At 69.9% G+C, this 23,659-nt stretch carries 20 protein-coding genes and 1 pseudogene; 8 read left to right on the top strand and 13 right to left on the bottom strand.

The annotated features are described in order from the left end of the window. Positions 1–28: 28 nt before the first annotated feature. Positions 29–1,093 (bottom strand): TIM barrel protein, encoded by a 1,065-nt coding sequence (locus AB0C26_RS25195; protein ID WP_360252113.1) that lies wholly within the window; start codon positions 1,091–1,093, stop codon positions 29–31. Positions 1,094–1,768: 675 nt separating this feature from the next. Between AB0C26_RS25195 and AB0C26_RS25190 the strand changes: the two genes are divergently transcribed. After that, positions 1,769–3,361, top strand: a complete 1,593-nt coding sequence (locus AB0C26_RS25190) for a restriction endonuclease (RefSeq protein WP_360252110.1) — start codon at positions 1,769–1,771, stop codon at positions 3,359–3,361. Between the two features lie 140 nt (positions 3,362–3,501). On the opposite strand, the gene AB0C26_RS25185 is transcribed toward AB0C26_RS25190, so the two are convergent. The 4 genes from AB0C26_RS25185 to AB0C26_RS25170 all read right to left on the bottom strand — a co-directional run bounded on the left by AB0C26_RS25185 (position 3,502) and on the right by AB0C26_RS25170 (position 8,470). After that, positions 3,502–3,813, bottom strand: coding sequence for a hypothetical protein (locus tag AB0C26_RS25185; protein ID WP_360252107.1), 312 nt, complete (start codon positions 3,811–3,813; stop codon positions 3,502–3,504). 126 nt (positions 3,814–3,939) lie between these two features. Beyond that, positions 3,940–6,054: a glycosyl hydrolase gene (locus tag AB0C26_RS25180; protein ID WP_360252104.1), complete on the bottom strand. Its 2,115-nt coding sequence runs from the start codon at positions 6,052–6,054 to the stop codon at positions 3,940–3,942. Beyond that, positions 6,051–6,827: an HlyD family efflux transporter periplasmic adaptor subunit gene (locus AB0C26_RS25175; protein WP_360252101.1), complete on the bottom strand. Its 777-nt coding sequence runs from the start codon at positions 6,825–6,827 to the stop codon at positions 6,051–6,053. Before AB0C26_RS25175 ends, AB0C26_RS25180 begins: the two co-directional genes overlap by 4 nt. A gap of 29 nt (positions 6,828–6,856) precedes the next feature. After that, positions 6,857–8,470 carry a glycosyltransferase family 2 protein gene (locus tag AB0C26_RS25170; RefSeq protein WP_360252098.1) on the bottom strand — a complete coding sequence of 538 codons (1,614 nt, stop codon included), beginning with the start codon at positions 8,468–8,470 and terminating at the stop codon, positions 6,857–6,859. A gap of 438 nt (positions 8,471–8,908) precedes the next feature. Between AB0C26_RS25170 and fdhA the strand changes: the two genes are divergently transcribed. After that, positions 8,909–10,156, top strand: coding sequence for a formaldehyde dehydrogenase, glutathione-independent (gene fdhA, locus AB0C26_RS25165; RefSeq protein WP_360252095.1), 1,248 nt, complete (start codon positions 8,909–8,911; stop codon positions 10,154–10,156). On the opposite strand, the pseudogene AB0C26_RS25160 reads toward fdhA, so the two are convergent. From AB0C26_RS25160 to AB0C26_RS25150, 3 genes and pseudogenes are all read right to left on the bottom strand, one after another. Beyond that, positions 10,153–10,550, bottom strand: a pseudogene (locus AB0C26_RS25160) (aldo/keto reductase). The gene fdhA and the pseudogene AB0C26_RS25160 sit on opposite strands and share 4 nt — an antisense overlap. Before the next feature lie 23 nt (positions 10,551–10,573). Next, positions 10,574–11,464, bottom strand: a complete 891-nt coding sequence (locus tag AB0C26_RS25155; protein WP_360252092.1) for an NAD-dependent epimerase/dehydratase family protein — start codon at positions 11,462–11,464, stop codon at positions 10,574–10,576. 21 nt (positions 11,465–11,485) lie between these two features. Further along, positions 11,486–12,223, bottom strand: coding sequence for a matrixin family metalloprotease (locus tag AB0C26_RS25150; protein WP_360252089.1), 738 nt, complete (start codon positions 12,221–12,223; stop codon positions 11,486–11,488). Positions 12,224–12,360: 137 nt separating this feature from the next. Between AB0C26_RS25150 and AB0C26_RS25145 the strand changes: the two genes are divergently transcribed. From AB0C26_RS25145 to AB0C26_RS25120, 6 genes are all read left to right on the top strand, one after another. Then, entirely contained in the window at positions 12,361–13,548 is a 1,188-nt protein-coding gene (locus AB0C26_RS25145) for a DUF2786 domain-containing protein (RefSeq protein WP_360252086.1), read from the top strand. Positions 13,549–13,681: 133 nt separating this feature from the next. Continuing rightward, positions 13,682–14,275 carry a hypothetical protein gene (locus AB0C26_RS25140; protein WP_360252083.1) on the top strand — a complete coding sequence of 198 codons (594 nt, stop codon included), beginning with the start codon at positions 13,682–13,684 and terminating at the stop codon, positions 14,273–14,275. A gap of 3 nt (positions 14,276–14,278) precedes the next feature. Then, positions 14,279–14,641: a hypothetical protein gene (locus AB0C26_RS25135; protein WP_360252080.1), complete on the top strand. Its 363-nt coding sequence runs from the start codon at positions 14,279–14,281 to the stop codon at positions 14,639–14,641. A gap of 18 nt (positions 14,642–14,659) precedes the next feature. Then, complete coding sequence (locus AB0C26_RS25130) at positions 14,660–15,025, top strand: YbaB/EbfC family nucleoid-associated protein (RefSeq protein WP_360252077.1); 366 nt, start codon at positions 14,660–14,662, stop codon at positions 15,023–15,025. Next, positions 15,018–15,329: a type VII secretion target gene (locus AB0C26_RS25125; RefSeq protein WP_360252074.1), complete on the top strand. Its 312-nt coding sequence runs from the start codon at positions 15,018–15,020 to the stop codon at positions 15,327–15,329. Before AB0C26_RS25130 ends, AB0C26_RS25125 begins: the two co-directional genes overlap by 8 nt. Continuing rightward, a complete protein-coding gene (locus AB0C26_RS25120; protein WP_360252071.1) occupies positions 15,326–16,024 on the top strand; it encodes a hypothetical protein in 699 nt (232 codons plus the stop codon). The genes AB0C26_RS25125 and AB0C26_RS25120 overlap by 4 nt, the downstream gene beginning before the upstream one ends. A gap of 169 nt (positions 16,025–16,193) precedes the next feature. Here the strand turns inward: AB0C26_RS25120 and AB0C26_RS25115 are convergent, their stop codons facing one another. The 5 genes from AB0C26_RS25115 to AB0C26_RS25095 all read right to left on the bottom strand — a co-directional run bounded on the left by AB0C26_RS25115 (position 16,194) and on the right by AB0C26_RS25095 (position 23,638). Beyond that, positions 16,194–19,622 (bottom strand): helicase HerA domain-containing protein, encoded by a 3,429-nt coding sequence (locus AB0C26_RS25115; RefSeq protein ID WP_360252068.1) that lies wholly within the window; start codon positions 19,620–19,622, stop codon positions 16,194–16,196. After that, the gene (locus AB0C26_RS25110) at positions 19,622–20,257 is read right to left on the bottom strand and encodes a hypothetical protein (protein WP_360252065.1); all 636 of its coding nucleotides are present in this window, start codon (positions 20,255–20,257) and stop codon (positions 19,622–19,624) included. The genes AB0C26_RS25115 and AB0C26_RS25110 overlap by 1 nt, the downstream gene beginning before the upstream one ends. 2 nt (positions 20,258–20,259) lie before the next feature. Beyond that, positions 20,260–21,246: a DUF559 domain-containing protein gene (locus AB0C26_RS25105; RefSeq protein ID WP_360252062.1), complete on the bottom strand. Its 987-nt coding sequence runs from the start codon at positions 21,244–21,246 to the stop codon at positions 20,260–20,262. Between the two features lie 159 nt (positions 21,247–21,405). Continuing rightward, the gene (locus AB0C26_RS25100; protein WP_360252059.1) at positions 21,406–22,581 is read right to left on the bottom strand and encodes a Gfo/Idh/MocA family oxidoreductase; all 1,176 of its coding nucleotides are present in this window, start codon (positions 22,579–22,581) and stop codon (positions 21,406–21,408) included. A 10-nt stretch (positions 22,582–22,591) separates the two neighbouring features. Continuing rightward, the gene (locus tag AB0C26_RS25095; RefSeq protein ID WP_360252056.1) at positions 22,592–23,638 is read right to left on the bottom strand and encodes a substrate-binding domain-containing protein; all 1,047 of its coding nucleotides are present in this window, start codon (positions 23,636–23,638) and stop codon (positions 22,592–22,594) included. Between the last annotated feature and the right edge of the window lie 21 nt (positions 23,639–23,659).

The following is a 23,659-nucleotide window of genomic DNA, read 5'->3' as shown; positions in this document are numbered from 1 at the left end:
CGGCTCGCCACCATCGACTCTAGCCACCTCAGCGGGCGGCGCAAGGCTCGTTTTCCGGCTGCAGGCCGAGGGCGGCGAGCTCGGCCAACAGGTACGTCACGTCGTTGGTGATCTGGTCGGCGGTGGGGGTGCCGCTCACCAGAGTGAGGTTCTCGGTGAGGGGGCCGCCCGGGCCGAACAGCTGGCGGAGCCCGTCACGCCACCCGCTCGTGGTGGCGCCGGGAACGGCCACGACGCGTACCTCGACGATGGCCAGACCGGCGTCGGTGATGGTCTCGATGCCGGCGGCCGGATCGTCCCAGGTGCGTTCGCAGTGACCGAGGTCGAGGCAGACGCCGAGACGGTCCTTGTCGACCCGGCTGAGGGCGGCGACCGTCTGTTCGGGACTGTCCAGCACGTACCCCTCGGCGGGCTGGAAGCCGACGCGCACGGCGCGGCCGTTCTGCCAGGCCAGGTCGGCCAGGCCGTGGGAGAGGCGGCGGAGGATGCCGAGGGCGGCTTTGTCCTCGGCTTCGGCCCAGCCGGCGCGCGGTCCGAGGCCGATGGTGCTGACTGTGCCCCGTACGGCGTCGTCGTCAAGAAGGTCTAAAAGGACTCGAGCCAGGTCCAGGGTGTATTCGCGCCGGGCCGGGTCGGTCCAGGGCTTTTCCGCTTCTCCGGCTTTTGCAGCTTCTCCGGCTTCTCCGGCTTTTTCGGCTTTTTCGGCGGCCTCCGCCGCGTCGCTGTTGGGGGGAGCGACGACGGCGGAGGCGCCCGCGGGGGAGGCACCCGCGTTGGAGGGAGGTCTTGAGGTCCCGCCGCCGCCCTCGGCGAAGGGCGCGCCGCTCAACGTGACGACTTCGAGCCGGCGGGCGTCGAGTTCGGCACGAAGCCGGGTGCGGGCGCGGCTCTCGACGGCGAGGGCGGCGGCGAGTGCGGGAGGAAGCCAGAGATTGACGCCGAGCGCGTCGGCGCCGAGGCGGGCACGAACCGCGCCGTAGGTGTCGAGCTGCCGGACGATGCCCGGTAGATTGCTCGCCGTCCCACTCGAAGATCGCGAGGCGATCTCACATCCGAGGTGCACGATCCGGCCGGAGGGGTGTCTCAGCCGCATACGAGTCCTCCCCGGACCAGGGTCCCGGCGCATCTGCACGTGCATCCGCACGTGCTCACTGGTCCAGTATGGACCATGCGGCCGCCGGTGTTCGACGCGCGCGTGGCCGGCCGTCGCACTGCCATGACGCCTCCATCCGTGGAAACTCTGCCCTCGGATACGAGAGTCATGCGTCCTCAGGATCAGCGGCGTACCCGACGTGCGACGCCATGACCCGCACAAACATGATCTCCGCCAGCGAAAGAAATCGGCACTCACCAATGCTTCAGCCCTCAGTGACCTGCCGGTAGACCTTCCCGCCACCCTCCGGACGACGTGGCAATCGAACTTATCGATGTGCACCATATGCAACTTCGGGCATGCACGAAACGATCACTCATGCACCCGCACGCCAGGCTGCACCAGGCATTCGCCACTCCCCACGGTCTCGCCGCCCGGCCACAGCCCCCATCACCCGAGCGAGTGGTTTCCCGCCGCAACTAATGAACGAAAGCCGTTGTCGGCGCCGCCCGTGGATCTTCATCACGGCGAGCTGACCGGCGTCCCTCCACATCGGCGACGAACTCACCGTCCTGGGAGCCGAAAGCCCGGTCAACCCGATGGTGTCGTGGTCAGCCTTCGGCGGTCCGCTGCCGGGCCGCGGGTGGCTGGGCTCGGCCTGTCCGTCCTGCGCAGGTGAGCGTTGAGTCGTACCTGGTGAGCGCGGAGCGGGTGCGGCTGATCGACGGAATCCCTTCGCGACGAACGGGCGATGAGGGAACGCAGCGACAGCCGATAGTTTTGGCAAGATCGTTTCTGCGTGGGGGTCTGGTGTCCGGCGAAAAAGCCAAGCGTCCGTGGTCGCATCCGGTATCGAACAAGGTGTTGCTGATCGCTGTGGTGGTGGGGGCGCTCGGGTCGGCCGCCGGCGCGCCGCCGATCGCTATCGTGCTGTGGGGCTGGGCGTTCATCGCCTGGCGTAAGCGCAAGAAGGAAGAGCGGGCCGCGCTCGGGGGTGCCCCTGTCGCGGGCGCGCCGGAGGTTCCGGACGATCGGCAGCCGTTGGCCGACGATCCCCGCTCGGCCTGGGCCTACCGCCGATACTGCGGTGGCCTGGAGCCGGCACCTGTCTCACCGGTTCTCGCCGAGCGCATCTTGGCCACGCTGCAACCTGGTGACCATGTCGAACTCATCGCCGACGCCGCCACCTGCGCCGGCTGGCAGGTCGACACCATGCTGAAGAAGGCTCGGCCGTCCAGCGGGGCGGCCATCGCGCTGCGGACGCTGCGCGGATGGATCGTGGCGGACCGGAAGACCGCCCGAATCACTGTGGCGCCCGGCCCGCTGGCCAAGGGCCGGGCAGTCCGGACAGCCGACGCTGTCACCTGGCCGGTCAGTGGACTGGCCATGGAGCTCTCCGCGCCCGACCGGCCCAAGTTCACCCTCAAGGTCTTCCTCGACCGGCTCAACACCGTTGACCTCGACATTCTCGAAGAGGGCGCGGGAGCCCACATCAGGCGCCTGCCGGAGGCGCCCGAGGTGCCGCCGGCCCCGGATCCCGACACCATGACGAACTTCGAGCCGGCACTACCGACCGGACTGCCCACGGACTGGAAAGCCGCCGAGGAGATCGCGCAAGCCCACATGTGCGAGATCGGCTTCTCGGACGCCCGTCTCACCGGCGCCGGACGTGACGGGGGCATCGACGTGACCTCCGCCCTCGGGGTGGCTCAGGTCAAGATGCAAGCCCTGCCGGTCGGCGCTGGCCTGGTCCAGCAATTGCGGGGCAGTCGACCCGATGCGGCACATCACCTGTTTTACTCGACGTCCGGATACACCAGCGCTGCGCTGGAGGCCGCCGACCAGACCCACGTCGGGCTGTTCACCATCACCTCGTCCGGTGCGGTCTCGGCCGTGAATGACATGGCTCAAGGACTGGTACGCACCAGCGGCATCCGATCCGGCGTCTACCCGGAGGGGCCTGATCTGAAGCAGTGGGCCCAGGAGTTGTGTGACCGAGTCATGACCGCGGTCAACTCCACCGATGCCAAACGAGCCGCGCACCATGAACGGTATCCAGGACAGTGGAAGCGGGTGGCCGGGTACCAGTTGCAGGCACTGAAGAACCTGGACAACCGTCCGACGACCTTCGAATCGGCGAAGGCGGCGGTGATCTTCTACCACCACAACGAGCTACTCGCCGCCGTGTACTTCCGGGAGCTGGGAATCCCCTACCCGGGTGGAGCGGGTGACAAGGTTTCCGAGGAGCTGGAGGACTTCTACAGCTGACCTCGAGGCAGGCCGGCCCATCGCGCCGCGTGGATGTCCTCATTCGATGGGTTCGGCGTACCGGTGGTCGTCCGGACGGTGGAGCTGACGGTCCTGCTTCCGGGGCGGCCACCGGACACCCCACGGTGTCGTGGTCGCCCTCAGCGGCCCGGCGCCGGGCGGCGGATGGCTGGGAGCGACTTCGCGATTGCTGACTCCCACGACTGCATCATGCTGGGGTAGTCGGCGGCGAATCTCCGGAGCCATTCGCTGCCCTCGGGTGTCAGAGCGCTCAGCTCATAAGTGACAGTGACCTCGGTATGGCTGCCGGCCGGCGACAACCGGCCGTCCACCGTGCCGGCGTCGCGGCCCGTCGCGACCCGGGCGTATCGGATGCGGTGGTCTCCCTCGCGGTCGACGACGACCCAGGTGACCGGCTGTCCCCCGTTGTTGGTCACGAACACCGTGCCCACCACCGCGTCGTCGGCGACCGCCGTGGGAACACCGGGTTCCAGCCTTCGACCCAGTCACGCTCGCCCCGCGCGGTGAAGAGATCTCATGTGCACAGCAAAGCATCTGCCGGGACCGGCTTGGAACACTTACCTTTCGGGCGCGTGGAGGATCCGGGGAGCGTCCGCGGGGCCGAATGCCAGAGAGCCTATCGGCGCGGGGGCTTTCGGCTGTGGAGGGCCGAGCACGGCCAGCGCCTCGATCCAGTAGCGGACCATCGCCCGGCTGGTGCTCTCCTCCCGGGGCACCCCCTCGTCGAGTCGGCGGCGGGCCGCCCGCGGGTCGGACAGGGCGAGGTCGGCGGCGAAGAGGTCGCCCCAGACCGTGGGCTTGCCGGGCAGGTCCTTCTGGCGGGTGGCCGACGGACCTCGGTGGAACGCGCCGGCCGTCAAGGGCAGCAGCTGGATGCCGAGGACGGACTCCGGTTTGGGGTCGAACCAGGTCGCGAAGTCGATTTTGGCGTCCCAGACGATGCCGGCGGTGGTGTGCGCGTATCCGGCCTCGCGGGTCAGACCCTCGCCGAGCCAGTACGTTCGGGCCGTCTCGGCCTCCAGCGCGTAGTGGGTGATGCCGTACGCGGTCATCTCGGCGTTGTCGCGGACGACTCCCCAGCGGGCCACCGCCTCCCAGGCCGCCACCGCCTCGCCGGACGACTCCTGATTGTTGCCGTCCGCGAAGGGGGCGAATCCGGAGGCGGCCGAACTGCCCAGATAGGCGTTGAAGGCCCGGAACGGCGGCAGGCCGCTCGCGGGGCCGATCGCCAGTGAGCCGGCGTAGTCGCGGACGATCAGGTCGACCACGTCGCCGTACTCGCGGGCGAATGTGGGGTCCGCCGCGGCCAGCACGGCCGCGGCGCGGACCAGATAGCCGTACTGGAAGTGATGGTCGTTGTAGTCCTGGGCGCCGAACTCGGCCGGGACGGCTATCAGTCCACCCCAGACCGGGTCGTAGCCGAAGTAGCGCCCGTCGTTGGGTCCCGTGTGGGTCAGCCAGTCGACGAGTTGCGGCCGCAACCGGTTGAGGGCCGCCGTGCGCTGGGTGTCGGCGCCCGAGGCGGCCGCGACCTCGGCGATGGTGGACAGCCGGCCGAGTTCCTTGAGTCCGAAGTAGCTGCCGCCCTTGCCGGGCGGATCGGCCAGGTCACGGTTCAGGTCGGCCAGCACGGCTTTGTTCGCCTCCGCGCTCAGCGGCACCTTCGGCATGGCGGTGAGCAGGCCGGGCATCGGGATGTCGATCCGCACCGCGTCGGCGGTGACCAGCGACATCGTGCCTCGCGCGTCGGGGTAGGAGCCCGCCAGTGGCAGTGGCCCGGCGGCCAGGCCGGCCCGGTGGTGCGGCAGCAGGGCCCACGCTCCGGATCCGCCGCCGGCCCGGCGCGCGGTGAGCGTCTGGCGGACCGTCCCGGCCGCGGCGTCGTACGTCATGGTGGCCGTGGTTCGTACGATCGGATCGCCGGTGCTGGCCTTCTCCCAGCTCGCCCGGTCGGCGCCGGCCGGGACCCGGGCGACGGCGAGTTGCCGGCCCGACCCGGTGACGGTGTTCCCGGTCGGCGCCAGATCGGTGCCGAGGACGTCCCAGCGCGCGCCGCCGATGTCGAGCCGGGCCCGGGTGGGCGAGCTGCCGACGTCGCGGAAGGTGCCGTTCAGGGTGGGCGCCGCCCCGTCGAAGCGCAGCCACACCACCGGACTGCCCTGGGCGAGGGTGATCTCGACGTGCCCGCCGCCGGCGAGCCCGACCCGGAGGACGACGTGGAAGGCGCCGTAACTCACGACGGTCACCGCGCCGGTGGCCGTGCCGACGGTGAGGGCGGGCACGAACGGGGTGATGACGGCGTTCGCCGAGGCGGTGAGCGGCGCGCCGCTGATCTGCACGCCGTCGGCGGCGGCCCGGACGGCCAGCGGATGGGTCCAGAGGGGCTGGGTCCGGGGCCCGGTCAGGGCGGAGCTCCACCACTGGTTGGTCGGCACCGCTTGACCGGCGAGTTCGCCGGCCTGAGCGGGGGCCTTGGTGGGGGTGGAACCCGCCGGCAGCTTCTCGGCGATGCTTCCGCTGCCGGTGACCGCGGGACTCGTGAGCGGCGACGCGGCGGCGTCTTCCATGACCGTTCCGGCGTCCCGCGGCGGCGCCGCGCCGGGCGACGAGGTGCACGCGGTCAGGGCGATGAGCGCCGCGATCGCGGTCGCGGCCGGGCGGCGGGGGTTCATGCGCTGTTCACCGCCGGGGTGCTGCCGGCGGCCGTGGTGGTGTCGACGACCACGGCGAACTGCAGACCCGGAACAAGGGTTCGTACGGTCGCCCGGGCCGCCGGGTCCGGCCGCAGCACGACCGTCAGCTCGTCCTCGGCGCTCGCCTGCTGGCCGGCGTCCACCTTCGGCTCGACCTTCTCCAGCGTCGCGGTTATCCGGCTGGAGAGGCCGGGTCCGGTCACGTAGGCGGTCATCCCGAGCCGGAACTTGCGCAGCTTCTCCAGCGGCACGTCGACCGCGAAAGCGACTTTGGCCGGGTCGTACAGGGTGACGATCGGCTCACCGGCGCGGGCGATCTGCCCGGGGGCCACGTTGATCCTGGTGACGATGCCCCCGGTCGGCGCCCGTAGCTTCTGCACCCGTCTGGTGTTCCCGTCTCCCTCGGCCGTGAGGGTGATGGTGGCCAGGATCGCGCCGGCGGTGACGCTGGTCCGCTCGGTGGTCTGCATGTCGGTGACGACCGCGGCGTCGGCCGAACCGACCGCGATCGGCTGCGCGATGAGCACGGCCTTGCCGGCGTCCACCATGTTTCGTTCGGCCAGGCGCTGCCGCACGATGTGGGTGCCGCCCGCGCCGGCCGCTGCCAACAAGATCAGCACTACCAGGCCGGTACGCGCGACGCGCAGGGCGCCGCGTCCTCGGCGCTTCGGCGGGGCCTGCGGTGCGGTGCGCTCGATGACCCTGGTCGAGTCGTCGTCGTGGGTTCTGACATTTTCGATCGTGGCGCTCATGGTCGTACCTCTCGAAGGTCTGGACCGGGTCAGGCGTTGGCCGCGACGTGCTGCGGCCGGATGGCGGTCTGCTCGCCGGCGGGCGAGGGCGATGCGGGCGAGGGCGATGCGGCCGGTGGCTTCGCGGCCGGCCGGAACCGGCCGCCGGTGACCGATTCGAGGATCATCCGGCCGAGGATCAGGACGATCATGGAAGCCCAGCCGACGGAGAGCCAGGTCGGGCCGGGATCGGCCATCACGAGCACACCGACCACGATGGCGGTGATGTTCAGTACCAACAGCGCGAACAGGGGCATGACCGCCCACAGTGACCGGGTGCCGTCGCCACCGGCGTTGGTGACCTTCCACTTCGCCGGACGCCCGAGCAGCACACCGCCGAGTGCTCGCAGATGTACCGGCGTCGCACCGATGCTGGCCACGATCGCCGAAAGCTTGAACCCGCCCGACTGCAGCCAGGTGACCAGCAGCACGGCCGCCTGGAACGGCAGGTAGTGGGTCGCCCAGGCGAAGCCGTCGGCGCGAATGGGGCTCAGCGCGAAGAGGAGATAGAGCGCCGGGAAGAGCATGAAGGTCAGCATCGCCAGCGACAGCAGGTAATGCGTACCGCAGAACAGATACTGCAGTCGCTGATCGATCGTCAGGCCGATGCCCCGCTTGAACAGCCGCCCGCGCAGCAGCACCTCGAAACCGCCGCCCGCCCAGCGCAGCTGCTGTTTCAGGTACGACGGGACATCCTGTGGGGCCAGCCCGCGGGCCAGCACCTGCGGGACGTAGATGGATTTCCAGCCGCGCTTGTGCAGCTCGATCGACGTCCAGATGTCCTCCGAGTTGCTGCCCGTCCAGATGCCGCCGATGGTGTCCAGCGCGGCCCGCCGGAACATCACGTTCGTACCGACGCAGAAGGCGGCGTTGAAGTGGTTCTTACCCGGGCAGACGAGCTCGTAGAAGATGCGCTGAGCCTCGCCGGAGCCGGTGGCGACCAGATTCACGTTGTTCGTGTAGAACTGCGGGGACTGGACGAATGCCACGTCCGGGTCGTGGAAGTGCGGCAGGATGCTGAGCAGGAAGCCCGGCTCGGGCACATGGTCGGCGTCGAAGATGACCACGAACTCACCGTTGGTGCGGGCCAGCGCGGCGTTGACGTTGCCGGCCTTCGCGTGCGCGCCGCCGGGGCGGCGCAGATAGCCGATGCCCGTCTGGTCCGCGAGGTCGCGCAGCTCATCGCTGTCGCCGTCGTCGAGCAGGAACGTCCGGTGTGGCAGGTCCATGTCGCGGGCCGCGATCATGGTGCGCCGGACCAGCGCCGGTTCCTCGCCGTACGCGGTGATGAAGACGTCGATGGACGGCACGTCCGAGCCGGCCCGGAGCCGATTGCGCCAGACCGTGGCGTCCACCGATTCGGGCCGGTCGTCGTGAGCCAGGATGGTCCACCACGTGCCGATCAGGTGCAGGGCGGTCAGGCCTTCGGCGGTCAGCATGGCGAACCAGAGCCAGCCGGGCCCGCGGTATGCCGGGTTGAGCAGGAACAGCTGATAGAACAGGGTCGCGGCGAGCGCCGCGATGATGGCTACCCGAGTCGAACGCTGCAGCGGCCGCCATGCCAGGCGAGCTGCCCGGGCCGGCGGAACTGGCGGTGCCGTCATGGATGCTCCCGAAAGCCTTCGATATGCAGCGCCGTGGATTCGGTGCCGTAGACCAGAGAACAGGAACATCCGCGGACGCGCGATACATCGATCCGAACATTTATATTCGGCGCGAGTTACGGATTTACTCGACACAGATGAATGATCTTCATCTATTTTTTGCCATGGGTGCTGAGCTGCGGACATGCATATCGAGGCGTTAAATGCTGATGACCTTTCGGTCTCCTGAATTCCACCAGCAACCGCCGATTAGTGGGTGAGGTCACAGAGCTCGCCCGCGAAATGGCGAATTTCGTCAATGCCACCGAAACCTCGGCGACACGGGAAGGCGGCGATTTGCCGGGATCGGCAGGAGACGCGACAAATCCTCGTTTTTGGCGGGGCTGTCCGGAGAAAGACTGACGGAGGCAGTTCTTCACTTCTCCGACGGAGGCAACGATGCCAGGAAACCGAGCAGTCGTGTATGAGGGGGCCGGACAGGTCGCGATTCACGAGATCGACTATCCGACGTACGAGCTGAAGGACGGGCCGGGCGTCAACAAGGCCAACATCGGGCGCCAGGTGCGGCATGGGGTGATCCTCAAGACGATCGCCACCAACATCTGTGGCAGCGACCAGCACATGGTGCGCGGGCGGACCACCGCCCCGCAGGGCCTGGTGCTCGGTCACGAGATCACCGGCGAGGTGATCGAGGCGGGACCGGACGTCGAGTTCATCAAGGTCGGTGACGTGTGTTCGGTGCCCTTCAACATCGCCTGCGGCCGATGCCGTAACTGCAAGGAGGGCAAGACCGGCATCTGCCTCAACGTGAACCCGGATCGGCCCGGATCGGCGTACGGCTACGTCGACATGGGCGGCTGGATCGGAGGGCAGGCGGAGTACGTACTGGTCCCGTACGCCGACTGGAATCTCTTGAAGTTCCCCGACCGAGACCAGGCGCTGGAGAAGATCCTCGACCTCACGATGCTGAGCGACATCTTCCCCACCGGCTACCACGGCTGCGTGAGCGCCGGTGTGACGACCGGTTCGACGGTGTACGTGGCCGGCGCCGGCCCGGTCGGCCTGGCCGCGGCCACCTCGGCGTACCTGCTCGGCGCGGCCGTGGTGATCGTCGGTGACCTGAACGAGGAGCGGCTGGCCCAGGCCCGCAGCTTCGGCTGCGAGACGATAAACGTGGCCCAGGGCGACCCCACCGAACAGGTACGGCAGCTCCTCGGCCGTGACGCCCCGGCGATCGGCGAGCCGCTGGTCGACGCGTCGGTCGACGCGGTCGGCTTCGAGGCCCGCGGCCACGGCCAGAACGCGCAGACCGAGATGCCGGCGACAGTGCTCAACTCGCTGATGACGATCACCCGTGCCGGCGGCGCGATCGGCGTACCCGGCCTCTACGTCACCGGTGACCCGGGCGGCGTCGACGAGGCGGCCAAGGAGGGCTCGCTCTCGCTGCGGCTGGGCTTGGGATGGGCCAAGTCGCACTCGTTCGTCACCGGCCAGTGCCCGGTGATGAAGTACAACCGCAACCTGATGATGGCGATCCTGCACGACAAGGTGCAGATCGCGAAGAACGTCAACGCCACTCCGATCTCCCTCGACCAGGCCCCGCAGGGCTACCAGGAGTTCGACAAGGGCGCGGCCCGCAAGTACGTCCTCGACCCGCACGGCGTCGTCGGCAAGCGCGCCGCCTAGAAGCCGGCCGGCAGCCGGACCCGTTCCGCGGCGAGGTTCTCCTCGAGATCGCTGAGGCTCGCGGTACCCGGGATCGGGATCATCACCGGCGACCGCCGGAGCAACCAGGCGAGCGCGACCCGGGTCGGGGTGGCGCCGATCGCGGCCGCGACGGCGGCGATCCGGCCCGTGCCGCCGCGACGGGCCGCCATGGCAGGAATGCGATGGCGGCCCGCTCGCAGGCGGCGAGCAGGCCTTCCGGGTACGGGTGGAGGGCCTGGGCGAGCAGCTACTCGTTGGCGCCACCGCCGTACAGATAAGCGGTGTCGATCAGCGTGACGCCCAGTTCGACCGCTCGCCGCGCCACGGCCAGGGCGGACTCGCGGGCCGCGGCTGGTGTGGCCGGCAGGTGCATGGCGCCGAAACCGATGCGGACCGTCATCGCGGGAACGACTCGCGGATCGCGGCGTCGACGGAGCGGCCGGTGGGCGGGTCGACGAACAGGTCGGTCAGCAGCAGGCCGGCGGCGTGGGCGGGATTGATGCCTGACTCTTTGCGGGTGGCCCTCTGCATGGCGCCGCCGGCGCGCAGGGCCGCCTTCACGACGGACGCCGGCAACGCGTGCACGGGGCGCCGGTGGGCGGCGATGCGGGCGATCATCTCGGACCACGACAGGTTCTCGTCGGCGATCGGGATGTCGGCGCCGCTGCCGGCCTCGAGGGCGTCGGCGGCCGCCTCGGCGACGTGCCGGGCCGTGGTGACGGCGGTGCCGCCGGGCGGCGCGACCAGGGGCAGGCGGGATCGGGTCCAGCGGTCGAGCGGGGCCGACCAGTTGGGGAGGCGGTCACCGGACCGGCCGAAGACGAAAGGCAGTTCCAGTACGGCCACCGGCAGTTCCGGTCCGGCGGCGGCGCGACCTTCCCGGGCCTGTTCCACACGGCAGCGGATGTACGTGTGGTGCTCGGCCAGCCGCCATTGTGGATGCAGCCGGTCGAAATAGGTGTAGTACGAGCCCATCAGGACGCCCCGGGTCAGGCCCTGCTCGCGGGCCGCGGCGAAAAGGCGTACCACCGGGTCGACCATGTCCCGCCGAAAGGCGGGGTGAATCGGTTTGGGCAACGGCTTCTGCTCGTCGGTGCGGGTGGCCACGACAACGCCGTCGCAGCCGGCCAGAATGGGACGCGGATCGGCGCTTGTCAGTTCGAAGACGTGGTCGACCCCGGGGCCTGGATGGCGGGCGGCCGACAGCGGCGTGTGGCCGCGCTCGCGCAGCACCTGAACGACATGGGCACCGATGAGGCCGCTTCCGCCGACGACGAGAATTCGCACGTACGCATCGTCGCGCGCCCGTCAAGCCTTCGGGTTCACGGTGGACAGACATCCGGCGGTCTTGCCGACCAGGCGCAGGCCGACCAGGTCGCCGGCGCCCCAGGCCGCCTTCTTGGTGGTCAGCATCGGGTACATGATCTCGTACCTGTCGGCGATCTTCGGGTGGTCGAGGCCGACGGCGTGACCGATCTCGTGCATCAGCAACTGACCCGTGGTGCCGCCCTGTCCGGCCGCGAATCCGCGCGCCATTTTCTTCGTCAGGTCGGCGTTGAGGACGACGCGGCCCTCGGTCACGGCCCACGCCTGGGCGCCGGACGCGGTGAAAGCGCCCCGGGCCATGTAGCCGCCCATTCCGGCGGTGCTGGTCGTCTTCCCGAGCATGCTGCTGTGCACGCCCGGGGTGACCCAGGCGATCACGATTTCGGTGCCGGCCGGATAGACGCCGCTGTACCCCTTGGTGGCCGCGGGAATGGCCGCCGTCGTCCCCGCGTACCGGAAAGTCAGGCCCGTCGCCTTCGCGACGTTGGCGAACGCCGTCTTGACCTCGGGCAGGGAATTCTGCGGAGCGCGCGTCAGATTGACGCGGTAATCGATCGGGCCGGCACACGGATTCCAGCGGGCGACCGGGCCCTTGCCGTCGGTCTGGCTGAGCAGCTTGTAGGCCTTCGCGTTGCCGGCGGCCTGCGCGACACCCGGCTGCATGACGATCAAGGGCAGGGCGGCGACGACGGCGAAGACGGCACGGGACCAGCGAGGCATGAAGGGCTCCGATTCTCAGGCGAGCCCTTGTAATCGGCCGGCCGGGCCCCGATCCGAGTTGCCGTTCGGTAGTTATCCACAGCCCTCACACGATCTTCCGCCGCTTCGGTACTGTCGGGCGATCGAACGGAGGTCAAATGCGCAGAAACAGTGATGAAACACGCCCGCAGTTGGCCGACGAGACCGTCTCGCAGGCGGTCCACGCCGCCCGCGCCGGCCGGCTGCACGAGCTCGAGCAGTGCCTGATGCTGCTGACCGGCCCTCTCGGCGGCCAGCAGGTCAACCGTGCCCTGCTCACCGCCCTGCTCGACGAGGTGCGGGGTTGCTGGGCCCGCGGCTGGCAGCCGGCCGAGCTGACCCGCGCCGCCCGCCGCGACCATTCCGCCCGCCACGCCCGGCTGACGGGCGACGTGATCGCGGCCCAGATGCGCGCCCACGCGGCGGCCACCACCGACCACCGGTGGCAGGCGCAGATCGCCGACCTGGGCGCCACGGTCTGGTGGAAACACGACGACCTGTACCTGAGCGCGTGGGGCGAACGCGAAGAGCTTCCCCGCCTCACCACGATCGTCACCGCGATCGAGACGTTGTGCCTGCTCACGTCCCTGCCCCCGATCGAGCTGATCGTCCCGCCGCCGGGCGCGCCGTCCTCGGCGGTCCCGGCCGCCGACCTCGACCAGCGCACGCTGAGCAAGGTGCGCGCCCTGCTGGCCAAGGCCGAGTCGACGGACTTCCCCGAGGAGGCCGAGGCGTGCACGGCCAAGGCGCAGGAGCTGATGGCCCGCCACCGCATCGACCACGCCCTGCTGACGGTCACCACCGGCCGGCGCGACCATCCGGCCAGCCTCCGGGTCGCCGTCGACAGCCCGTACGAGGCCCCGAAGACCCTGCTCCTCCAAGTGGTGGCCGAGGCCAACAGCTGCCGGGCGGTGTGGACGAAAAGGTTCGGCTTCTCCACCCTGATCGGCTTCCCCACCGACCTGAACACCACCGAGATCCTGTTCACGTCCCTGCTGGTCCAGGCGACCAGGGCGATGACCCACGAGAAATCAAGCGCCCGTTCCTTCCGCCAGTCCTTCCTGACGGCCTACGCCTCCCGCATAGGCGAACGCCTGACCGCCGCGGTTGACGAGGTGACCCCCTCGGCCGACCTGCTCCCGGTCCTGGCCGCCCGAGACGACGAGGTCCGCTCCGCAGTCGACAAACAGTTCCCCCACCTGACCCACCGCACCACCACCATCAGCAACAGAGCCGGCTGGCTCTCAGGCCGAGCCGCCGCCGACCGAGCCGCCCTACACGCCCGCCAGGAGGTGAGACACACCTGATCACATAGATGGACATCCCTTGTTAGCGTCGAGAGCCATGACCGCCAAGCCGAGGCCCCATGGAGGAGGCGGCGGATCCGATGATGGCGGTGGCGGTCCTCCGCGCCCGCCAAGCGGCCATGGTCCGGGCGATATGGACGGCGCCCACGATCAGCTGGCCGAAGTCGCCCTGGCGGGCCGGCCCCGGGCCGCCCAGACGCCATCGGCCTCGCCGACCGCGGGCGATGTAGAGCTGGCTGAGGTCATGCGGCGTTACGAACAACTGGGGAACGAGCCGCCACGGTTCAACATCGCCGAGAACGACGCCGCGCACCGGCGTGCCCATACGATCGATCATCACGGGCCCGACATTCCCCTCGAGCGTCATCTTGGGCCGAGGACGGTCGAGGGGCGTATCTACGGGGACGGCGAATGGGGTGATGCCGTAAACGCCTCGCTCAGATGGACCGACCCCTCGACCATGCATCGGGAGATCAACGGCTATATACAGCGGAATTGGTCACGGATCCGCGACGACCTGGCATTGGAGAGGTCCCACGACGGCTTGTTCGACGCCGGTCACCGCATCGGTGAGGGCTACTACAACAACGGCATGTACGGCGCCGGTCCCCGTCAGGCGGAGTACACGACGACCAGCCTCGTGAGAATTCGCATAAAGCTGGTTCAAGGCTCCGACCCGGCGCAGCCGTACCTCCTCACCGCTTTCCCCGCGGCGCTAGGGTCTTGAACCATGGACACGTCAGGCCTGCCCGAGTCGCTGCGCGCGCGGATCGCCGAGCGGTCGGCTCTTTCGCCCGTCGACAAGGTGCGTGCCCTGCTGCACGGCTACGTCCACGACGCGGACAGCTTCGACGAGATCCGGGACGAGCTCGAAGACACCGCGAGCACGAACACGTTCTTTCTCAAGCAATACCTGGTCGCCCTCGAGACCGTCCTGTCCGAGCCTCAGCCCGACGGGACACTTCTCCGGCTCGTCGCCGGTGACGGCAACCGCGGTCTCGACGACCCGACGGACGCCGCTGCCGCCGCGTACCTCCATCGGCTCCTGGAGACACTCCGGACCGTGATCGGGTCGGTCGAGGGGTGGCGCTGACCGCCTACATTCATGGGCATGAGTGACTTCCTTGACCCTGAAGGCTCTCGTGCCTATCTGCGGGACTGGAAGCAGCGGGTCGAGCGGAACGCCGCTGACGCGCAAGCCATGAGTGATCGGCTTGGGGAGCTGCGGAGCAGCGGGCGGGACGGCAACGATCTGGTTGAGGTCACCGTCGACTCGGCCGGGGTGTTGCGGGACATTCGTTTCACCGAGCGGATTCAGCGGTTTGCGCCTGATGTTGTCGGGCGGGCTGTCATGGCTGCTCTGGGTGAGGCCAAGCATGAGGCCGCCCGGCAGACGCGGGCGATCATTGTGGACACCGTGGGGGCCGACTCGCTGGCCGGGCGGGTCGTCGGGGAGCGGCTGGCCGCGCATGGCTGACGGGTTCTCGGTCGACGCTGAGCAGATTCGGCAGCACGCGGCCAAAGTTGACGCTGTTCAGGAGCGGTTCGCCGCGGTCAAGGCGGCCAGTTCCGCCATCAGTCAGGACGACGCCGCGTACGGGCTGCTCTGCGGCTGGATCTCCGGCGTCCTGGAGTCGCGGCACGTGCGGCAGGACCAGCTGATCGCGTACGTCGAGGAGAATCTGCGCCTCGCCGGTGCGGCCCTGCGGCAGACCGGCGCCGGCTACGACCAGGCCGACGACGCCGCCGCGCAGCGCCTGCGGAAGGCGGGACGGCTGTGAGCACCTCCCTGGTGGCCAACGTCATCACCCCCGGCGGCGGCAGCACCGGCGCCTCCCTCGTCGACAGCTTTCAAGGGCTGCACCAGTCCGTGAGCAGCGGCAACTGGGTCGACGGCGCGCTCGCCGGCGGGGCTTTCGCGCTCGAGGCCACCGCGACCGTCCTCGACCCGTTCAGCGCGCTGCTGGCCAACGGCCTCGGCTGGGCCATGGAGTACTTCGAGCCCCTGCGCGAAGTACTCGACAAACTGGCCGGCATCCCCGACCGGGTGGCCGCCCACGCCGCCACCTGGCAGAACATGGCCGGCGAACTCCAGTCGATGTCCGCCGACCTGCAGGGCCACCTGACCGCCGACCTTCCCGACTGGCAGGGGCCGGCCGCCACCACGTACCAGTCCCTGATGGCCAACAACGTGGACGCGCTGGGCGGCCTGAGCGTCCTCGCCGCCACCATGTCCTCCGCCACCGAGGCCGCCGGCAATCTGGTCACCTTCACCCGCGACATAGTCCGCGACCTGATAGCCGACCTGGTGGCTCGAGTAATCGTCTGGGCGGCCGAGGCACTACTGGTCATCACCATCCCCATAGTCGCCGCCCAAATAGCCTCAGCCGTCGTCAAATGGGCCGGCCGCATCCTCGGCTACACCACCGCCCTCATCACCAGCCTCACCAACTTGACCCGCCTGATGCAGGGCTAATTCACTTCAGAGGTACGGGATTGACGTCCGCCCCGCCGAAGTCCTCCCCGATCCCGCCATACAGCGCGGGCCATCTGCCGGCGAACGGCCGTAACGCGCCTTTCGCGCTAGTGCATGGCCGGGCCGAACGTCGGCTTCCGCCACGACGATGAGCTGGCCGGGCAATGGCTCAGTGTGCGCGGGCGGCCTGAAGCACCTCCTCGGCCGTCAGCGGGCTGTGCGGGTGATGGCTCAGCGACAACGGCGTTCGGATCTTCGTGGGTGCCTGGCCCTCCGCGGCCAGATAGAACTCCCCCACGGTGAGACGGGAGACGTCGGGCACGTCGCCGCCCTTGGCCTTAGCCATGTCCCGGGCCGCCTCGATCTGGATCGGGCTGTTCAGCAGTCCGTAGAGCTGCGTGGCCGCGTTGCCGGGGATCCGGTTGTGCAGGCCCTTCGGCGCCTGGGTGGCGAAGATCAGCCCGAGGCCGTACTTACGGGCCTGCGCGGCCAGGGCCAGCGTGCTCTGGGTGCAGGCGGTCATCGCCCCGGACGGCGCGAAGGTCTGCGCCTCGTCCATGACGAGCAGGCCGAGCAGCGGACGGTCGCCCGCGGGGTTCCGCTTGATCCAGGCGAACAGGGCCATCTGCAACTGGTTGACGAAGCTCTGCCGGGTCTCGTCCGAGGGCAGCCCGATCAGGCTGACCACCGAGACCCGGGCGCGCTTGCCGGGGGCCGGCGTGAGCAGTGTTCCGGGGTCCATGGGTGTGCCCTCACCGCCGAACAGCGGATCGTTGACCATGGCGGCGGTCAGGGTCTGGGCCAGGCCCAGCGCGATCTTGTCGGCGCCCTCCAGGTCGATGATCCCGTCCGGGAAGGTGTGCAGCGTGTCGATCAGTCCCTTGAGCCTGGTGCCGCCGCGGCGGCCGTAGTGCTCGACCGCCTTGCGCAGAACGGCCAGGCCCAGGTGGGCTTTCGGGGCGCGGCCGGCGACCATCGCCCGCGGCGCGAGCGAGGCGACGGCGGCGTCCACGGCCTCGTCGAACTCGTCCGGATCGTCGAGCACGCCGCGGAAGTCCGGCAGCGGCTGGAAGCTGAGGGGACGGCCCGACATGCGCCGCGGTGTCCAGACCACGACGTCGGTGTTGGCCAGGTAGTCGGCGGCTTTGGCCGGATCGTCCGCTCGCCAGCGCTCCGGGGGTTCGGGCCAGGCCTCACCGAGTCGGGCCAGGTCGTTGTTCGGGTCGAGCACGATGCTGGAGACGCCCTGCCGGGCACACTCCTCGACGATCCGCCGGATCAGTACGGTTTTGCCCGATCCAGAACCGGCGAAGATCGTCATGTGCTTGCGGAGGGACGCGAGACCCAGGAACGCCGGCGCCCCCGAGTCGTAGCCGTGCCCGACAGTGAACGCCCCACGCGGCTCCCGTGTGGACAAACCAGGCGCAGCGGACGGAGACAAACCAGGCACGGTCGGCGCCGCCGGTCCAGACAAACCGGACGGGGCGAACGGGGTTGTCACCGGCGAACCGGACGGATCAAATGATGCCTGTGCGGCGGATGTGGACAAACCGGGTGCGGCAGGCGCGGCGGGGGCAGACAAACCGGGCCCGGTAGACGCCGCAGAGGCGGACAAACCGGGCGCAGTAGACGCCGCAAGAGCGGACAAACCGGGCGCGGTAGGTGCGTTAGGCGCGGTGTGCGCGGTGGCCTCGGTCGGCGCGGTGGACGCGGACAAACCGGGCGGGATGGGCGCGGATGAAGAAGGCGCGTGCCAGGTTTTCGTGTCGGACAGGGCCTCGCAGATCAGCTGGATCTCGCTGGTCGGGCGGCGGTCGGCCAGCCAGGACTGGAGGTCGATGTTCTCCTCGGCCAGCATGACCCGGAGGGCCGACAGCACCCGCAGATCCTCGATGCCGAACGTGAGGATGCGGCCGCCCTCGGCGCGCAGGCCGTCCAGGGCCCGCAACGTCGCCGGACCCGACCAGTCGCCGTTGCGCAGGAGGAAGAGCTTGCGCTTGGGTACGCGGCTGTCGAGGCCGGCCGCCATCGCCGCCTTGCGCAGCCGGGACAGCGCGGCGTTGCCGTGATGGCCGCTGCTGACCGCCCGGAAGCACCAGTGGACCTGGTCCTCGGTGCTTTCGTCGAGGGTGAGCCGGAGCCGGGCGTGCAGCGGCGGATTCGTGCTCGGCGGCGGGTCGACCGAGAAGGCCTCGCCGGCGTCGCCCCGTTCGAGGATCCACGCCGTCAGCCCGGCCGCGAGCAGGCCCGGCACCGTACCGTCCTCGTCCGTCTTGCTCAGCGGGGTGACGACGTCCGCGTTCTTCTTCAGCTCGGCGAAGCGGGCGTCGAATCTGTCCATCTCGCCGGTCGCCACCGCCGGCGCGACCGGGCGGGGTTCGTGCGCCTCGGCGGCCGGGGGCGTGCCGAGCCGGTCGAGCTCCTTGATCTCGTCGTTGGCGATGCACTCCCGGATGTGGGTGTCGATCTCGATGAGCAGCTGCCGTGGCGTGTAGTCGCCGGCCGAGGTGAAGGCCGCCGGCCGGACCGGCCACGACGGGTACGGCGGAACGAACCCCATCTCCCCGTACCGGACCGCGAATCTCTTCTCGATGATCGCCCGGGCCAGGACGTCGTCCTTGATGACCTCGAGCTTCGGCGCCAGGCGGAACCGGTCGCCGACGGTGTCGGACGCCATCGTCCGGATGGCCGCCCACGAGTCCGGGATGCAGGCCACGACGGTGAGGGTGCGGCGGGTCACCTGGCGCAGAGCCATCAGGCCGTCCGCGATCTGGCTCAGCATGTACGCCTGTTCGGGGCTGACCTCCACGGCTTTCCGGAGGCGGGCGCCGGCGGCGATCGAGCTCTGCGCGATGAGGGTGTCGATCTGGTCGATGGCGATCACCGCCGGGCCGGTCAGCGCCAGCAGCCACGACAGGTCCTGCACGATCTGCTGGGCCCGCCGCGGCGCCCGGCGCATGCCCCACGCGGCGCGTTCGCCCGGCTCGGACTCCTCCCCGGAGAGGAAGTAGTTCTCGGCCAGGTCGCGGTGGCCGACGTCCTCGGAGGCGCTGAGCGCGAGCGCCCGGGCCGTGTCCTGGCTGGCCCGGGCCACCTGGCGGTCGAACGCGCCCAGGCCCTCGATGAACGCGTCCAGGGCGGGCCGGGTCAGCTCGGTCTCGCCCATGACGGCCCGGCGCGCCGTGCGCGGGGCGCCGACCATGGCCGACAGCCGTCGCAGCAGGAGCACCAGTTGCGTCTCGGTACGGCCCGGGACCGTACGGGAAAGACCGTCCATCATCGCGGCCAGCACGCTGTCCCAGAACCCGGCCGCGTCGAGGAGCCCGACGAGGAAGAAGTAGCCCTCCTGGTCCTGCACCTGTTGCCGGACCCAGCCGAGGAGGTGGGTCTTGCCGGATCCGCGCTGGCCCTGCACGACGAGACCGATGGGGCTGCCGCCGTCGCTGGCCCGGGCGTCCGCCACCCCGTCGAGCACGTCGCGGGCGACGGCCGTGTGCAGGCCGTCGACGTGGAACGGCATGGGCCGCCAGACGTCGTCGGGCACCGGCGCCCAGTTGAATCTCAGCGCGGCCAGGGCGGCCCGCTCACGCTCCTCCATCACACGCCGATCGACAGGACGTGCTTGTCCTGACCGCCGATGTGCAGGGCGGCGTCGTGGTCGGCGCCGGTCAGCACCTTCTGGTTGGACTGCGGGGCGAGGGTGACGCCGGGTTCGCGGCTGACCTGGCGCAGGGCCTCGTCCAGGGTCGCGCGCGCCACGTCCGGGAAGCACATCCGCAGGCGGGTGAGGCTGACCCAGCCGTGCGGCTCGTCCTTGAGGGCGTCGTACGCGCCGACGATCCGGGTGCGCAGGTCCGGGGCGGCCGCCGGCCCGCGCACGTCGCTCAGCGCGAACAGCTCGGCGAAGGACTTGCATCCGCTGCGCTCGAGGACGCGGTCGCGCAGGCCGGCCAGCACGGCCGAGACCGCCGCCGCCTGCGCGGTGGAGCCGTTGGACCGGAAGTTCAGCTCCTCCTGGACGTGCACCCATCCCTTGTCGTCGAGTTGCAGCGCGTAGGTGGGCCCGCTCTTGCGGCTGGCCACGTACTGCTTGCGGCCGAGCTTGTCACGGCTCGGCTTGCGGACGTCGAGGCCGTACACCGCTTTGAGCTCGGTGTTGAGGATCTCCCGCGCCTCCGCCATGAGAACGATCAGGATCGCGTTCTCGGCGGGAGTGAGGTCTTCGCCGGCCATGGTCATGTTCCTTCCACTGTTTCGCGCCGCCGGCCCCGGATGTAGGTGCCGATCTGATGAACGACCGCGCCCACGTCGTGGACGACTCGCGCGTTGGTGAACCGGAGGACGGCGTAGCCGTCGAGTTGCAGCTGCACGTCGCGCCGCCGATCGGCCTCGAAGCGCACCGGGTGGCAGTGTTCCGGGCCGTCCAGCTCCACGACACACCGCTCGCCGGGCCAGAAGAGGTCGAGGCGGATCGGGGAGCTGAGCGACGTCGAGGAGTACGTGTGGTTCCAGCGCCGGCCGGTGGCCCAGCTCTCGGCGGCGAGCGCGGCCTCCAGGGTGGACTCCACGGCGCTGGCCGGGTGCGGCTTGCCGATCGGCGCCGATCGGCCGCGCGGCAGCTCGCCGAGGGTCACCACCGGCACCCGGTCCGTGGCGGGCGCGGCCGGGCCGAGCAGCCAGACCGCGACCTTGGCGTTGTGGGTGAGCCATTCGCCGCCGGCCACGATCGCGTCCCGCTGGTACGGGGTGACCTCCAGCGCCAGGGGCACGAGCAGCACACAGCGACCGCGGCCGAAGGCCTCCGCGACCAGGCGGGCGAGCTGAGTGACCCGCGCTCGGAGGGGGATGGCGGGGGCGTCCTCCCGGTACCCGGTCACGGCGAGGACGGCCAGGTCGGTCAGGAACGAACGGCTGTAGTGAGCCCGCGACGCCCGGTCCGCGGCCATCAGGCGGATCGCGGCCGCTCCGCCGACGTCGGCTCGCCGCAGATCGGCCGCGTCCGGCAGCCATGCGGGAAGCAGTTCGACCGCCACCTGTTCGAGGTCGTCCAGCATCGCGCCGACGAAGTCACGCGGGGTCGTCCAGTCTGCGCTCGGACGGGTGACCACCGGGGCGAGGTCGGTGTGTTCGGCCACGGAACGGGCGATGTCGCCGGCCGGCGCACCCCGGACCTCGACGACCCGATCGGCCGGAACGCCGTCGAGTGGGTGGGTGGTGGTCATCGCCTCCGCAGGCTACGAAACGCCGTGGGCCGACGCCATAGGGTGTTCGTCGGATGTCGGATGTCGGATGTCGGGACCGGGCCGGTTCCGCCGCGGATCGGCTGGTGCGGGGCGCAACCGCACCATCCCTCGCCGATCCACGGCGGACAACCCGGACGGTCAGACCGGCTCGAGGGCCGGTTTCACCTCGCACCACTGCGACGACTCGGCCGACCGTGAGACCGCGTCGAGCACCAGCTGAACCTGTAGCGCGTCCGCGAACGACGGGGTGGGCTGGGTGCCCGCGGCGATCGCCTCGATGAGGTCGCGGACCTCGTGGGTGAAGGTGTGTTCGTAGCCGATGCCGTGACCGGCCGGCCACCAGGCCGACATGTACGGGTGGTTCGGCTCGGTCACCAGGATGGTGCTGAATCCCTGCTCCTCCGGCGGCAGGGCGCCGTCGTAGAAGGCGAGCTCGTTCATCCGCTCGAAGTCGAAGACCAGCGAGCCGAGCGAGCCGTTCAGTTCCACCCGCAGGGCGTTCTTGCGTCCCGTGGCGAAGCGTGTCGCCTCGTACGTGGCCACCGCTCCCCCGTCGAGACGGGCCAGGAACAGCGCCGCGTCGTCGACGGTGACCTCGCCGTACGACGAGGTGCCGGAGGCCGAAAGCCCGGACGAGGCCGACGGCAGCGGCCGGGACTTGACGAACGTCTCGGTCAGGGCCGACACCGCGGCGATCGACTGGCCGGTGACGAACTGGGTGAGGTCGACGATGTGCGCGCCGATGTCGCCCAGCGCCCCCGAGCCGGCCACGTCCTTCTGCAGCCGCCACACCAGCGGGAACTCCGGGTCGACGATCCAGTCCTGCAGGTACGTGGCCCGGACGTGGTGCAGCTTGCCGATGCGGCCGGCGGCCACGAGCTCACGCATGAGCGCGACCGCCGGCACGCGCCGGTAGTTGAAACCGCACATGGCGAACACGCCACTGGCCCTGGCCGCCGCGGCGGCCATCTCCTGGGCCTCGGCCACCGTGTTGGCCAGGGGCTTCTCGCACAGTACGTGCTTGCCGGCGGCGAGCGCGGCCAGCGCGATCTCGCGATGGGTGTCGCCCGGCGTGCAGATGTCGATCAGATCGATGTCGTCCCGATCGATCAGCGACCGCCAGTCGGTGGTGTGTTCCGCCCAGCCGAGCTTGGCCGCGGCGGCCGCCACCGCGTCCGCGGAGCGGCCGGCCACCGCGGTCATCCGTGCCGACAGCGGCAGGTCGAACGCATGGTTGACCGTGCGCCACGCTTGCGAGTGCGCAGCCCCCATGAACGCGTAGCCGACCATGCCGACCCGCAGCTGTTCCGACATTTACAACCCCTTAGAAACCGAGCTTCGCGTACTGCGAAGCGTTGTCCTTGGTGATCGTCTCGGAGGCGAGCGTGATCTCCTTGGGCACCTGCAGCTCGACCAGGTCGCTCATTCCCTTGCCCTGTCCGATGAGCCGGGCCAGCGTGATCGCCGACGAGGCCATGGACGGGCTGTAGGTGACCGTCGCCTTGAGCACGCTGTTGTCGGCCTTGATCTGGTCGATGGCCGCCTTGGAGCCGGCGCCGCCGACCATGAAGAACTCGCTGCGGTTGGCCTGCTTGATCGCGGCCAGCACGCCGATGCCCTGGTCGTCGTCGTGGTTCCACAGCGCGTCCATCTTGGGCAGGGCCTGCAGCAGCGCGGTCGCGGCGGCCTGCCCGCTGTCGGCCGTGAACTCGGCCGGGCGGCGGTTGGCGACCTTGAAGCCGTGCGCGGCGAGGGCGTTCTTGAAGCCCTCCGAACGCTCCTGGGTCAGCTCGAGCGAGTCGATGCCGGGGATCTCCCCGATGATCGGGTTGGTGACGCCCTTGGCCTTGAGCTGCTGGGAGATGTAGTTTCCGGCGGCCAGGCCCATGCCGAAGTTGTCGCCCTTGATCTGCAGCCGGTAGGCCGCCATGGACGGGAACGCGCGGTCGAGGTTGATCACCGGGATGCCGGCGGCCATGGCCTCGATGCCGGCCGAGTTCAGCTCCTTGCCGTCGTGCGGGAGCATCACGATCACGGTGGGCTTCTGCGAGATCAGCGTGGCGATGGCGGCCCGCTGCGCGGCGGCGTCGGCGCCGGCCTCGACCGACTTGAACTCGACGTCGGTGTACGCGGCGGCCTGCGCCTTGGCGTTGTTGGTGATGGCCGCGATCCAGCCGTGGTCGGCGGCCGGCGCGGAGAACCCGATGATCACCTTCTGGCCGGGGGCGGCGTTCGGGTTGGCGCTCGAGTCGGTGTTCGTGTTGACCTGGGCGTTGTTCTCGGGGGTGTTGCTTGTGCACGCGGTGAGAAGCGCTCCAGCACCGACGGCAGCACCGCCGAACAGAACGCGCCTACGGGACAAAGCGGACATGAATCCTCCCAAGGGGGTACC

The organism is Actinoplanes sp. NPDC048796 (genome assembly GCF_040650035.1).
GTDB lineage: Bacteria > Actinomycetota > Actinomycetes > Mycobacteriales > Micromonosporaceae > Actinoplanes.
Note: the sequence above shows the minus strand (reverse complement) of the source record. Positions and strands in the feature narration are given on the sequence as shown.